This is a genomic window from Bordetella genomosp. 1 (assembly GCF_002261335.1).
Classification (GTDB): domain Bacteria; phylum Pseudomonadota; class Gammaproteobacteria; order Burkholderiales; family Burkholderiaceae_B; genus Bordetella.
In genome coordinates this window covers 191,354-204,752 of the sequence record NZ_NEVL01000002.1, presented here as the reverse complement: position 1 = coordinate 204,752, position 13,399 = coordinate 191,354, and the positions used below count along the sequence as shown (strand labels likewise).

General features: G+C 69.2%; 12 protein-coding genes. 8 read left to right on the top strand and 4 right to left on the bottom strand.

From position 1 onward, the window contains the following. The first annotated feature begins 6 nt into the window (after positions 1–6). The gene (locus tag CEG14_RS06120; protein WP_094825480.1) at positions 7–429 is read left to right on the top strand and encodes a RidA family protein; all 423 of its coding nucleotides are present in this window, start codon (positions 7–9) and stop codon (positions 427–429) included. Between the two features lie 99 nt (positions 430–528). On the opposite strand, the gene lolA is transcribed toward CEG14_RS06120, so the two are convergent. Further along, complete coding sequence (gene lolA / locus CEG14_RS06115; RefSeq protein WP_094825479.1) at positions 529–1,182, bottom strand: outer membrane lipoprotein chaperone LolA; 654 nt, start codon at positions 1,180–1,182, stop codon at positions 529–531. Further along, a complete protein-coding gene (locus CEG14_RS06110) occupies positions 1,182–3,551 on the bottom strand; it encodes a DNA translocase FtsK (RefSeq protein WP_094825478.1) in 2,370 nt (789 codons plus the stop codon). The genes lolA and CEG14_RS06110 overlap by 1 nt, the downstream gene beginning before the upstream one ends. Positions 3,552–3,594: 43 nt before the next feature. On the opposite strand from CEG14_RS06110, the gene trxB reads away from it, so the two are divergent. The 3 genes from trxB to CEG14_RS06095 are packed head-to-tail and all read left to right on the top strand — an operon-like array spanning position 3,595 to position 5,577. Next, the gene (gene trxB / locus CEG14_RS06105) at positions 3,595–4,554 is read left to right on the top strand and encodes a thioredoxin-disulfide reductase (protein WP_094825477.1); all 960 of its coding nucleotides are present in this window, start codon (positions 3,595–3,597) and stop codon (positions 4,552–4,554) included. Then, positions 4,541–5,236, top strand: coding sequence for a Smr/MutS family protein (locus CEG14_RS06100; protein WP_094825476.1), 696 nt, complete (start codon positions 4,541–4,543; stop codon positions 5,234–5,236). Before trxB ends, CEG14_RS06100 begins: the two co-directional genes overlap by 14 nt. After that, the gene (locus CEG14_RS06095; RefSeq protein ID WP_094825475.1) at positions 5,233–5,577 is read left to right on the top strand and encodes a DMT family transporter; all 345 of its coding nucleotides are present in this window, start codon (positions 5,233–5,235) and stop codon (positions 5,575–5,577) included. Before CEG14_RS06100 ends, CEG14_RS06095 begins: the two co-directional genes overlap by 4 nt. A 36-nt stretch (positions 5,578–5,613) precedes the next feature. Here the strand turns inward: CEG14_RS06095 and CEG14_RS06090 are convergent, their stop codons facing one another. Both CEG14_RS06090 and CEG14_RS06085 read right to left on the bottom strand, forming a co-directional pair. Next, a complete protein-coding gene (locus tag CEG14_RS06090; RefSeq protein WP_094825474.1) occupies positions 5,614–7,695 on the bottom strand; it encodes a sodium:solute symporter family protein in 2,082 nt (693 codons plus the stop codon). Beyond that, positions 7,695–8,009, bottom strand: coding sequence for a DUF4212 domain-containing protein (locus CEG14_RS06085; RefSeq protein ID WP_094825473.1), 315 nt, complete (start codon positions 8,007–8,009; stop codon positions 7,695–7,697). The genes CEG14_RS06090 and CEG14_RS06085 overlap by 1 nt, the downstream gene beginning before the upstream one ends. A 700-nt stretch (positions 8,010–8,709) precedes the next feature. Between CEG14_RS06085 and kdpF the strand changes: the two genes are divergently transcribed. Genes kdpF through kdpC form a run of 4 tightly spaced genes read left to right on the top strand, consistent with a single transcriptional unit; the run spans position 8,710 to position 13,349 of the window. Then, positions 8,710–8,799, top strand: a complete 90-nt coding sequence (kdpF, locus tag CEG14_RS06080; RefSeq protein ID WP_094825472.1) for a K(+)-transporting ATPase subunit F — start codon at positions 8,710–8,712, stop codon at positions 8,797–8,799. Further along, positions 8,799–10,592 (top strand): potassium-transporting ATPase subunit KdpA, encoded by a 1,794-nt coding sequence (gene kdpA / locus CEG14_RS06075; RefSeq protein ID WP_094825471.1) that lies wholly within the window; start codon positions 8,799–8,801, stop codon positions 10,590–10,592. The genes kdpF and kdpA overlap by 1 nt, the downstream gene beginning before the upstream one ends. Positions 10,593–10,608: 16 nt before the next feature. Next, positions 10,609–12,729 (top strand): potassium-transporting ATPase subunit KdpB, encoded by a 2,121-nt coding sequence (kdpB, locus tag CEG14_RS06070; protein WP_094825906.1) that lies wholly within the window; start codon positions 10,609–10,611, stop codon positions 12,727–12,729. Between the two features lie 17 nt (positions 12,730–12,746). Further along, positions 12,747–13,349 carry a potassium-transporting ATPase subunit KdpC gene (gene kdpC, locus CEG14_RS06065; protein WP_256985593.1) on the top strand — a complete coding sequence of 201 codons (603 nt, stop codon included), beginning with the start codon at positions 12,747–12,749 and terminating at the stop codon, positions 13,347–13,349. Positions 13,350–13,399 lie beyond the last annotated feature (50 nt).

Sequence of the window (13,399 nt, the reverse complement as noted above, 5' to 3'; positions counted from 1 at the left end):
ATCCTGATGAGCAACACCCCTCCCAAGCCCGACGCCAACGGCATCATCCGCTACGGCGTGTCCGGCGGCACCGGCCAGGGCGGCCAGAACATGCCGTTCGCGCGCGCCGTGCAGGCCGACGGCTGGCTCTACGTGTCGGGCCAGGTGCCCATGGAAAACGGCGAAGTGGTCGAGGGCGGCGTGGTGACGCAGTCGCACGTGGCGATCCGCAACCTGCTGGCCATTCTCCAGGAAGCCGGCTACGGCCCGGAAAACGTGATCCGCTGCGGCGTCTGGCTCGACGACCCGCGCGACTTCGCCGCTTTCAACAAGGTGTTCCGCGAATACTTCGGCGATCATCCCCCGGCGCGCGCCTGCGTCGAGTCGCGCCTGGTGATCGACGCGAAGGTCGAGGTGGAATGCGTGGCGTATAAAAAACCGGGCGCGTGATCGACACGGCGCCCGGTCAAGGCGGGGGCCGGCGGCCCCCCGCGCACGCCCCGTGCGTGCGCGTGATCGGCGGCGCGCGCCAGCCTGGCGCGCGCGGCACTACATCTTCACCACATCCACGCCCTTGGGCGCGCTGAACTGGAAGGTCTCGGCGCCGATCGCGGCGTTGGCCGCGATGCCCGAGAGCTCGACCCGGGTGGTCTGGCCGAAGGAATCGAGCAGCTCCACGCGCGCCGGCAGATTGTCTTTCAGGCCGATATCCACCTGCGAAAACCCGGCGTCGGCATTGCGCGGCTTGGCGCGCAGCCATTGCATGCCGTCGCGGTCGGGCAGCGGCGCCACATTGAACGCCTGCTCCAGGTTGCCCGAGCCGAACAGGATGGCGGCCGGCGAGGTGCCGATGGCCTGGTCGACCTTGCGCTCGGTGACCTGCGCCAGGTCCGGGTCGTATTGGTAGACCTGCTTGCCATCCGACACGATAAGTTGCTCGTAGGGACGCTGCACGCCCCAGCGGAACTTGCCCGGGCGCTGGAAGGCGAAGGTGCCGCTCTGCGCGGGCTGGGTGCGCCCCTGCGCGCCCACGGTGGACTGGGTGAAGTTGCCGGTGGCCGACTTCACGGTGTCGACGAAGGCGCGCAGCTGCGCCTGGGCGTCGGCGGCCAGGCTCAGGCCCGGCAACAGGGCGGCGCTGGCGAGCAGCGCGGCCAGACCGAGCCGGGTGCCGCGCAGCGCGGCGGAAAGACGATTGCGCATCAAGCTTCCTCACGAGCCGGCACCAGGATCTCCCGGTTGCCGTTGGACTGCATTGGAGACACCATACCCGCCTGCTCCATTTGTTCGAGTAACCGTGCGGCACGGTTGTAACCAATCCGCAGGTGGCGCTGCACCAGCGAGATCGAGGCGCGGCGATGCTTGAGCACCACTTCGCAGGCCTGGTCGTACATGGGATCGGATTCCGAATCGCCCATGCCGGTGACCGAGCTCATGCCCTCGCCGGTCTCGCCTTCGCCGCCTTCGAGCAGGCCGTCGATGTAGTTGGGCTCGCCCTGCGCCTTCAGGTATTCCACCACGCGGTGCACTTCGTCGTCGTGCACGAAGGCGCCGTGCACGCGCACCGGCAGGCCGGTGCCCGGCGGCATGTAGAGCATGTCGCCCTGGCCCAGCAGCGTTTCGGCGCCCATCTGGTCGAGGATGGTGCGCGAGTCGATCTTCGACGACACCTGGAACGCGATCCGGGTCGGGATGTTGGCCTTGATGAGGCCGGTGATCACGTCCACGCTGGGACGCTGGGTGGCGAGCACCAGGTGGATGCCGGCCGCCCGCGCCTTCTGCGCCAGGCGCGCGATCAGCTCTTCGATCTTCTTGCCCACCACCATCATCAGGTCGGCCAGCTCGTCGATCACCACCACGATGTGCGGCAGCGTGGTGAGCGGCTCGGGCGCGTCGGGCGTGAGCGAGAAGGGATTCGGGATCGGCTCCTCGCGCTTGATCGCGTCGCGGATCTTGGTGTTGTAGCCGGCCAGGTTGCGCACCCCCATCTTGCTCATCAGGCGGTAGCGCTTTTCCATTTCGCCCACGCACCAGTTCAGCGCGTTGGCGGCGTGGCGCATGTCGGTCACGACCGGCGCGAGCAGGTGCGGGATGCCTTCGTAGACGCTCATTTCGAGCATCTTCGGATCGATCAGGATGACCCGGGTCTGGGTGGCGTCGGCCTTGTAGAGCAGCGACAGGATCATGGCGTTGATCCCCACCGACTTGCCCGAGCCGGTGGTACCGGCCACCAGCACGTGCGGCATCTTGGCCAGGTCGGCCACCACCGGATTGCCGGCGATGTCCTTGCCCAGCGCCATCGTGAGCGCGGAGTGGCTGGCGTGGTAGGTCTGGGAGCCCAGGATCTCGGAGAGCCGCACCATCTGGCGCCGCGGGTTCGGCAGCTCCAGGCCCATGAGGTTCTTGCCGGGGATGGTCTCGACCACCCGGATGCTGACCAGGCTGAGCGCGCGCGCCAGGTCCTTGGCCAGGTTCACGATCTGGCTGCCCTTCACGCCGGTGGCGGGCTCGATCTCGTAGCGCGTGATGACCGGGCCGGCCTGGGCCGCCACGACGGTGACGGACACGCCGAAGTCGGCCAGCTTCTTCTCGATCAGGCGCGAGGTGAATTCGATGGTCTCGGCGGAGACGGTTTCCTGCTGGTCGGGCGGGGGGTCGAGCAGGCTGATGGTGGGCAGGTCGCCCTCGCCGGCCGGCGGCGCGAACAGGCTCTGCTGTTTCTCCTTCTCCACCCGGTCGGATTTGGGCACCACCGTGATGGCCGGCTCGATCCGCACCGGCTGTTCGTGCACCATTTTTTCCTGCTTGGCCACGACCTGCTCGGTGCGCACCGCCTGGGCGACCTCGCCGACCTTGCGGTCCTGGCGCGCCGAGATCGAGTCGCGCACCTGGCGCACCATGCCCTCGATCCAGCTGCCCACCCGCTCGGCCACCTGCAGCCAGGAGAACGAGAAGAACAGGCTCAGGCCCACGGCCACCATGACCAGCAATACCAGCGTGCCGCCGGTGAAGCCCACGCCGCGCGCCAGGGCGCCGGCCAGCATCTGGCCGATCACGCCGCCGGCGCCGCTCTCGCCGTCGGTGCCGCCGGGCAGGTGCATGCCCCAGCTGTAGAGCCGCAGCGCCTCGATCCCCAGCGAACCGACCAGCAACAGCACGAAACCGATGCCTTCTTCCCAGTGCACGCGCGGCAGCACCTCGGGCTGGCGCGCGCTGCCGGTGGCCGGCACGCGCAGCTGCGAGGCCAGGCGGCGGTAGCCCGCGCGCACCCGGTGCAGCAGCAGGACGACCCACCACCAGGCGGAAAATCCGAACAGATACAAGAGGATGTCGGCAAGATAGGCGCCGAGCGTGCCGCCCTTGTTGTGGATGGTGCCGGTCGAGACCGAGTGCGACCAGCCGGGGTCGGCGGCGTTCCAGGTGGCCAGCACCAGGGCCAGCCAGGCGGCCAGCGCGGCGAACAGGATCCACCGGGCCTCTCTGAGCAACGCCGAAATACGCGTCTGCAGCGGAGATGGCCCGTTACGGGTGTTGCGCGAGGCGCGTGGGGAAGCATTGGAAATACGAGGCATGCGCCTCATTATAATGAGGCATCAACCTAAAGATACCAGTGTCATGTCCACGCCCAAACACGCCAAAGTTCTGATCCTCGGCTCCGGCCCCGCCGGCTACACCGCCGCCGTCTACGCCGCCCGCGCCAACCTGAATCCGGTGCTGGTCACCGGCCTCGCCCAGGGCGGCCAGCTCATGACCACCACCGAGGTCGACAACTGGCCGGCCGACGTCGCCGGCGTCCAGGGCCCCGAACTGATGCAGCGCTTCCAGCAGCACGCCGAGCGCTTCAACACCGAAATCATCTTCGACCACATCGCCAAGGTCGATTTCTCCAAGCGCCCGTTCACCCTCACCGGCGACACGGGCAACGTCTACACCTGCGACTCGCTCATCATCTCGACCGGCGCCTCGGCCAAGTATCTCGGCCTGCCCTCCGAAGAGCGCTTCATGGGCCGCGGCGTGTCGGGCTGCGCCACCTGCGACGGCTTCTTCTACCGCAACCAGGACGTGGTGGTGGTCGGCGGCGGCAACACCGCCGTCGAGGAAGCGCTGTATCTGTCCAACATCTGCCGCAAGGTCACGGTGATCCATCGCCGCGACAAGTTCCGCGCCGAGCCCATCCTGGTCGACAAGATGATGGACAAGGTCGCCAACGGCAACATGGAGCTCAAGCTCTTCAACACGCTCGAAGAAGTGCTGGGCGACGACTCCGGCGTGACCGGCGTGCGCATCCGCAGCACCGAAACCGGCGAGACCGAAGACCTGGCCGTCACCGGCGCCTTCATCGCCATCGGCCACCAGCCCAACACCGGCATCTTCGAAGGCCAGCTCGAGATGAAGGACGGCTACATCGTCACCAAGAGCGGCCTGCAGGGCATGGCCACCATGACCTCCGTGCCGGGCGTGTTCGCCGCCGGCGACGTGCAGGATCACGTCTACCGCCAGGCCATCACCAGCGCCGGCACCGGCTGCATGGCCGCCCTCGACGCCCAGCGGTGGCTGGAGAATGCGGGGGAATAAGGCTGGGCTGGCCGACCTGAAGCGGCTCCAGACCCAGCTCAACGACGAACGCCAGCGCAAGGAGGCGGCCGAGAAAGTGGCCGCCGTCGAGCGCGCGCGGCTGTCCACCCCCGACGACGTGGCCGCGTTCAAGCGCGCCATGCAGACGGTCGCCCCCATCAAGCAGACCCCCCGTCGCGCCGCGCCGGTCCAGCGGCCGGCCACGGCCGCCGGGGTCAGCGAAGCCATCGCCTCGCGCCGGGCCCACGCCCAGGGCGAAACGCCGCGCCGCGCCGACCAGGGCGTGTCCGACGGCGGCGACGTGGCCCACCTGCTGAGCGAAAACGGCACCGCGTTCGTGCGCCACGACGCCGCGCCCGACACCGCCCGCAATCTCAAGCGCGGCCAGTGGCGCGTGGGCGCCGAGCTCGACCTGCACGGCCTGCGCGTCGAGCAGGCGCGCCATGCGGTGATTTCGTTTCTCGACGAATGCCTCGAACACGGCATTCGTTGCGTGCGCATCGTTCACGGCAAGGGCTACAACTCCGGCCTGGAGCCGGTGCTGAAAGACAAGGCGCGGACCTGGCTGGTGCAGAAGAAGGAAGTCATGGCGTTTTCGGAAGCCATGGAGCGCGAAGGCGGTGCGGGCGCCCTGCTGGTGCTGATGCGCCTGCCGGGCGAGGCCGTGCCGGCCGCCCGATGAGCCTGATACCGTTGAAGTGGGTCTATCTCGGCGTGGCCATCATCGCCGAGATCGTCGCGACCAGCGCGCTCAAGTCGTCGGAAGGCTTCTCGCGCCTGCTGCCCTCCGTCATCACGGTGCTGGGCTATGGCGTGGCCTTCTACTTCCTCTCGCTCACCCTGCGCGAGATCCCGGTCGGCGTGGCCTACGCCATCTGGTCGGGCGTGGGCATCGTGCTGATCTCGCTGGTCGGCGTCGTGCTGTTCCGCCAGACACTGGATCTCGCCGCCATCCTCGGCATGACGCTGATCGTGGCCGGCGTGGTCATGATCAACCTGTTCTCCAAGACCGCCGGGCACTGAGCCCGGCAGCGCCCCACCCGGCTCCCGCCGACGCGTTCAGCGCGGCGGCGGTCGGGCGTTGCCCGGCGCGCGCAGATAGTCCACCAGCGCGAGCGTGGCCGGATCCGGGCGCGGCGTGAGCAGGGACACCACGACGATCGTGAGAAACGCCACCGGCGCGCCGAACACGCCGGCCGCGATCGGCTGGATGCCCCACCACAGCTCCACCGGCTGCGCCCGCGACACGCCGAACACCCATTCGCGCAGCCACGGCTGCGTGTGCGCCATGTAGGCAAAGGTGGTGAGCAGGCCGGCCGCCATGCCCAGCGTGGCGCCCCACTTGTTGGCGCGGCGCCAGAAAATCCCCATCACCAGCACCGGGAAGAACGACGAGGCGGCGAACGAAAACGCCGCCGACACCATGAACAGGATGTCGGCCGGCTTGCGCGCGGCCACCCAGGCCGCGCCGAACGCCACCAGCAGCAGCAGGATCTTCGAGACCATCACCCGGCGCGCGGCCGACATGCGCGGCGACACCACGCGATACCACATGTCGTGCGACAGCGAATTCGACAGCGTGAGCAGCAGCCCGTCCGCCGTCGACAGCGCGGCGGCCAGCCCGCCCGCGGCCACCAGCCCCGAGATCACGTAGGGCAGCCCGCCGATCTCGGGCATCGCCAGCACCACCACGTCGGCGCCCATGTTGATCTCGCCCAGCTGCACGATGCCGTCGCGATTGACGTCCAGCACCTCCAGCAGATTGGTATCGACCGCGCTCCACGCATGCACCCAGTTGGGCAGGCTCAGGAAACTGGTGCCCACCACCTGGGTATAGACCTCGTACTTGACCAGCACCGCGAGCGCGGGCGCCATGAAGTACAGCAGCAGGATGAACAGCAGCGACCAGCACACCGAGCGGCGCGCGTCGCCCACCGACGGCGTGGTGTAGGAGCGCATCAGGATGTGCGGCATGCCCGCCGTGCCCAGCATCAGGCACAGCACCAGCGCCAGGAAGTTGGTGCGCATGGCCTCGCGCTCGCGCGGATCGGCCGAGGGGTACGGCTCGGCGTGCGGCACCGGCGGCGAGCCGCGCGCCTCGTAGGCGCTGCGCGCCTGCGACCACAGGATGCGCGCCTCCTCCACCGTGGCCGGATAGCCGGCCAGCTCGCGCTCTAGCGAACGGATCTCCACCATCGGCGCGTCGCTCGCGGTCAGCTCCGACAGCCGCTTGCGCAGGCGGTCGCGCTCGGCATCGAGGGAGGCCGGCAGCGCGTCCAGGCGTTGCGTCATCTCGGCGGCCCGCTCGCGCCACAGCCGCCGCACCTCGAGCTCGGAGAGGTCGTTGCGCAGATAGACCTCTTTCTCGGTGATCTCCTGCAGCAGCACGCCCGCCGACACCTGCGGCACCGGCGAGTCGGTGTGTTTGACCGAAAGCCAGATCACCGGCACCAGGTAGGCGATCACCAGGATGATGTATTGCCCCACCTGGGTCCAGGTCACGGCGCGCATGCCGCCCAGGAACGAGCAGACCAGCATCCCGCCCAGCGCCACGAAGATGCCGAGCTCGAACGAGATGCCGGTGAGCCGCGTGGTGATGATGCCCACGCCGTAGATCTGGGCCACCAGGTAGGTGAACGAGCACAGGATGGCGCAGGCCACGCCGGCCAGCCGCGGCAGGTTGCCGCCGTAGCGCACGCCCATGAAGTCCGGGATGGTGTACTGGCCGAACTTGCGCAGGTACGGCGCCAGCAGCAGCGCCACCAGCACGTAGCCGCCGGTCCAGCCCATGATGTAGGCCAGCCCGCCGTAGCCCGAGAGATAGAGGGTGCCGGCCACGCCGATGAACGAGGCCACCGACATCCAGTCGGCGGCCGTGGCCATGCCGTTGTAGAACGCCGGCACGCGCCGCCCCGCCACGTAGTACTCCACCTGATCGGAGGTGCGGCACACGATGCCGATGCCGGCATAGAGGCTCACGGTCACCAGCAGGAAGACGTAGCCGATCCAGTTGCGCGCCATGCCCATCACCTCGAACAGCGCGAGCAGCAGGATCAGCAGGCAGAAGCCCGCCGTGTAGACCACATAGATGCTGTGGAGCCGGCGTTCGAACTGCTTGGGCGAATCGGCGCTGAACGGCATCAGTGCACTCCGTCGCCACGGCGCGCGGCGCCGTCATCCGCCCGCGCCGGGGGCTCGGCCTCGGCCTGCGCGCGGTCGTCGGCCCGCTGCATCAGCCACGCATACAGCACGACCAGCAGCAGGTAGGCCAGCGGCGCGCCGTAGGCCGCCATCCAGAAGCCGAAGGGCCAGCCGAACAGGGAGAACGTGAGGGCGCGCGCGAAGATGGCGGGCACGAAGGTGAGCAGCGCCCACACGGCCAGCAGCAGTGCGATCAGCCGCACATTGCGGCGCCAGTAGGGAGTGGCTTCGGTCGATACGCGAAATTCGGGCATGGCTGACCTGAATGGCGCGAAACGCGGCTTGCCATCCGGCCGCCGCCGCAGCGGGTGCGGCGTGTTTTCCGGACCTGGAAGCGACAACGGCTGGCACTAAGTGCCAGCCGTTGTGCGTTTTGCTTTTTATTTTTGGGTACTGCTCATTTTTATATACCGGTGCCGCCGGTCTTGCCCTGCAGGGCGTTGTCTCCTCACCTGCATGGGAAGAGATTCTGCACCAACTACGGGCCTGTCACACTAGGGGAATGCCCTAATTCGGCGCATTTATTTGCATATGACACGCACCACTATGGTGCATTTCACGCCGATTACACGGGATTTCACCGCTTTCCCGCCCTATCGCCTGCCTCGGACCCCACTTTCGGGATGAAAGGGGCCGACTTGGCGCACGCGCAATGTCTCGTCGCGCCCCGCTCCGCGCGCCCCAGATTGGTGCATGGCGCGCGCGAATCCCCCGCGGCCCGCGCGTTTTTATACGGCGTTTACACGCGCCAGCTCAAGCTTTATCCCGTTTTTATGCCCCGTTTTCTAACCTGCGCAGCGTCTGCCGCGCCTGGGCGCGCGGCCGTGCATCGGAGGCCCCGGCCTCCAGGAGAAAACGTATGGACCTCATCTATCTGGCCGCGCTCGCCCTGTGCGCCGGCCTCACCTGGGCGCTGATCCGCTTCTGCGCCGCGCTGCAACCGGGAGATCGCCCATGAATCTGCTCTATGCCTTGAGCGGCGTCGTCGCGGCCCTGCTCTTTGCCTATCTGCTGGTCGCCCTCTTCAAACCGGAGAAGTTCTGATGGATACCGGATTCCTGGGACTGCTGGGGCTCTACCTCGCCGTCCTGCTCTGTCTGGCGCCGCTGCTCGGGCGCTACATCCGCCGCGCCCTCGAAGACGGCGCCTGGCGCGGCACCGCCTGGGGCCGCCCGCTCGAGCGCCTGCTGTACCGGGCCGCGGGCGTGGACCCGCAGGCCGAGATGGGCTGGCAGCGCTACGCGGTCGCGGTGCTGGTCTTCAACGTGCTGGGGTTGCTGGCCGTCTACGGACTGCAGCGCGCCCAGGGGCTGCTGGGCTTGAACCCGGCGGGCATGGGCGCGGTGGCGCCCGACTCGGCGTTCAACACCGCCATCAGCTTCGTGGCCAACACCAATTGGCAGGGCTACGCCGGCGAGGCCACGATGAGCTACCTGACCCAGATGCTGGCGCTGACCGTGCAGAACTTCCTGTCGGCCGCCACCGGCATCGCCGTGCTGTTCGCGCTGATCCGCGGCCTGGCGCGGCACAACGCCCGCACGCTGGGCAACTTCTGGACCGACGTGGTGCGCAGCACGCTGTATGTGCTGCTGCCCCTGTCGCTCGTGCTCGCGCTGGCCCTGGTGAGCCAGGGCGTGATCCAGAACTTCTCGCCGTATGCCGAGGTGCAGACCCTGCAGGTGCAGCAGTACGACGCGCCGCGCCTGGACGCGCAGGGCCAGCCCGTGCTCGACGCCGCCGGCACGCCGCTCACCGACGCGACGCGCACGCGCGAGCAACGGATCGCGATGGGCCCGGTGGCCTCGCAGGAGGCGATCAAGCTGCTCGGCACCAACGGCGGCGGCTTCTTCAATGCCAATTCGGCCCACCCCTTCGAGAACCCCACCGCGCTCAGCAACTTCCTGCAGATGCTGGCGATCTTCCTGATCCCCGCGGCGCTGTGCTTCAGCTTCGGCGACATGGTGGGCAACCGCAGGCAGGGCGTCGCCGTGCTGGCCGCGATGACGCTGCTGTTCGTGGCCTTCGCGCTGCTCACGCAATATGCCGAGCAGCAGGATACGCAGGCGCTCGCCGCGAGCGCGCAGCACGCGCCGCTGGCGCTGGCCGGCAACCTCGAAGGCAAGGAGGCGCGCTTCGGCATCGCCGCGACGTCGCTGTTCGCCACCATCACCACGGCCGCCTCCTGCGGCGCGGTCAACGGCATGCACGACTCGTTCACCGCGCTGGGCGGCCTGCCGCCGATGCTGCTGATGCAGCTCGGCGAGGTGGTGTTCGGCGGCGTCGGCTCGGGCCTGTACGGCATGCTCGCCTTCGCGGTGCTGGCGGTGTTCCTGGCCGGCCTGATGATCGGCCGCACGCCCGAATACCTGGGCAAGAAGATCGAGGCCTACGACATGAAGATGGTGGCCATCGTGATCCTGGCCACGCCGCTGCTGGTGCTGGTCGGCACCGCGCTGGCCGTGAGCCTGGGCGCGGGGCAGGCCGGCGTGCTGAACCCGGGCGCGCACGGCTTCTCCGAGATCCTCTACGCCTTTTCCTCGGCCGCCAACAACAACGGCAGCGCGTTCGCCGGGCTGTCGGCCAACACGCCGTTCTACAACACGGCGCTCGGCCTCGCGATGTGGTTCGGCCGGTTCGCCGTGATCGTGGCGATCCTCGGCCTGGCCGGCTCGCTCGGCGCCAAGGCGCGCCTGCCCGAGGGGCCCGGCACCATGCCGACCGCCGGACCGCTGTTCGTCGTGCTGCTGATCGGCGCCGTGCTGCTGGTCGGCGCCCTGACCTATGTGCCCGCACTGGCGCTCGGCCCCGTGGCCGAACACCTGCAACCGCGCCTATGAACGCTGGATCGATGTCATGAACAAAATCTCTCTTCCCCTCGACGCCTCCGCGGCCCGCGGCCACACGGGCGCCGGCATGTGGTCGGCGCGGCTGGTGCGCGCCGCCCTGATGGACTGCCTGCGCAAGCTCGCGCCGCGGGCACAGCTGCGCAACCCCGTGATGTTCGTCGTCTACGCCGGCAGCATCCTCACTACCGTCCTCTGGCTGCTGGCGCTGGCCGGCCAGGCCGACGCGCCCGCCGGCTTCGTGCTGGCGGTGTCGGCCTGGCTCTGGTTCACCGTGCTGTTCGCCAACTTCGCCGAGGCCATCGCCGAAGGCCGCGGCAAGCAGCAGGCGGCCACCCTGCGCGGCCTGCGCACCACCATCACGGCGCGCGTGCTCGAGCGCTGGCGCGACGCCGACAGCGCCACGCTCACGCCGCAGGCGGCGCGCGAGCTGGCCGTGGAGCAGCCCTCGGGCACGCTGCGCAAGGGCGACGTCGTGCTGGTGTTGCCGGGCGACACCGTGCCCGGCGACGGCCAGGTCATCGCCGGCATCGCCTCGGTCGACGAGAGCGCCATCACCGGCGAATCGGCGCCGGTGATCCGCGAATCGGGCGGCGACTTCTCGTCGGTCACCGGCGGCACCCGTGTGCTGTCGGATTGGATCGTGGTGCGCATCGCCACCAACCCGGGCGAGAGCTTTCTCGACCGCATGATCGCCATGGTCGAGGGCGCCAAGCGGCAGAAGACGCCCAACGAACTCGCACTCACGATCCTGCTGGTCGGTCTCACCGTCGTGTTCCTGCTCGTCACGGTCACCCTGCTGCCCTTCTCGCTCTACGCGGTGGCGCAGGGCAGCGGCCAGGTCGTCGCGGTGACCGTGCTGGTGGCCTTGCTGGTGTGCCTGATCCCCACCACCATCGGCGGACTGCTGTCGGCCATCGGCGTCGCGGGCATGAGCCGCATGATGCAGGCCAACGTGCTCGCGACCTCCGGCCGCGCGGTGGAGGCGGCCGGCGACGTGGACGTGCTGCTGCTCGACAAGACCGGCACTATCACCTTCGGCAACCGCCAGGCGGCCGCCTTCCTGCCCGCGGCGGGCGTGAGCGAACGCGAGCTGGCGCAGGCGGCGCGCCTCGCCTCGCTGGCCGACGAGACGCCCGAGGGCCGCAGCATCGTGGCGCTCGCCGATCGCCTGCTCGGCGACCGCGCCGCGCTCGACGCCGGCAGCGAGAGCATCGGCTTCACCGCGCAGACGCGCATGAGCGGCGTGGACCTGAGCGACGGGCGGCGCCTGCGCAAGGGCGCGCTCGACGCGGTCGCGGCCTGGGTCGGCGAACTGCCCGCCGCGCTCACGCGTGCCGGCGAAGACGTGGCGCGCCGCGGCAGCACGCCGCTGGCGGTGAGCGACGGCGCGCGCGCGCTCGGCGTGGTCGAGCTCAAGGACATCGTCAAACCCGAGATCCAGCCGCGCTTCGCCGAGCTGCGCCGCATGGGCATCAAGACCGTGATGATCACCGGCGACAACGCGCTGACGGCCGCGTCGATCGCGGCCGAGGCCGGCGTCGACGACTATCTGGCGCAGGCGACGCCGGAGGCCAAGCTCAAGCTGATCCGCGCCTACCAGGCCGAGGGCCGGCTGGTGGCCATGACGGGCGACGGCACCAACGACGCGCCGGCGCTTGCGCAGGCCGACGTGGCCGTGGCGATGAACTCGGGCACCCAGGCCGCCAAGGAAGCCGGCAACATGGTCGACCTGGATTCCAATCCGACCAAGCTGATCGAGATCGTGGAGATCGGCAAGCAGATGCTGATGACGCGCGGCGCGCTGACCACGTTCAGCGTGGCCAACGACGTGGCCAAGTACTTCGCCATCATTCCGGCCGCCTTCGCCACCGTCTATCCGCAACTCGGCGTGCTCAACGTGATGGGCCTCACCACGCCGGCCTCGGCCATCATGTCGGCCGTGATCTTCAACGCGCTCATCATCGTGGCGCTGATCCCCCTGGCCCTGCGCGGCGTGCGCTACCGGCCGCTCGGCGCCGCCGCGCTGCTGCGCCGCAATCTCTTCATCTACGGCCTGGGCGGCCTGCTCGTGCCCTTCGTCGGCATCAAGCTGATCGACATGGTGCTGGCCGCGCTGGGCTGGGTCTGAACCTCATGGAGACCAACATGACCGCATCTTCTACGGCAACCTCCCCGCGCGCCGCCGTGCTGCGCCCCGCGCTCACGCTGTTCGTGGCCCTGTCGCTCGTCACCGGGCTGGCCTACCCGCTGGCCAGTACCGGCCTGGCCGGCCTGCTGTTTCCGCAGCAGGCGGCGGGCTCGCTGATCGAGCGCGACGGCACCCTGGTGGGCTCGCGCCTGATCGGACAGGCCTTCTCCGAACCGAAGTACTTCTGGGGCCGCCCGTCGGCCACGGCGCCCATGGCCTACAACGCCGCGGCGTCCGGCGGCGCCAACCTCGGCCCCACCAACCCCGCGCTGGCCAGCGCGATCGCCGCGCGCGCCCAGGCGCTGCGCGACGCCGATCCCGGCAACGAGGCGCCGGTGCCGGTGGACCTGGTCACGGCCTCGGGCAGCGGGCTGGACCCGCACATCAGCCCGGCCGCGGCCGAGTATCAGGTGGCGCGCGTGGCGCGCGCCCGCGGGCTGGCCACGGAGCCGGTGCGCGCGCTGGTCGCCGCGCACACGCTCGCGCCCGCGCTCGGCCTGCTGGGCGAGCCGGTGGTCAACGTGCTCGAGCTGAATCTGGCGCTCGACGCGCTGCACTGAGCGGCATCGGCCGTCGTATAGTATCTGCCCATGGCGGGTGCGCGAACGCG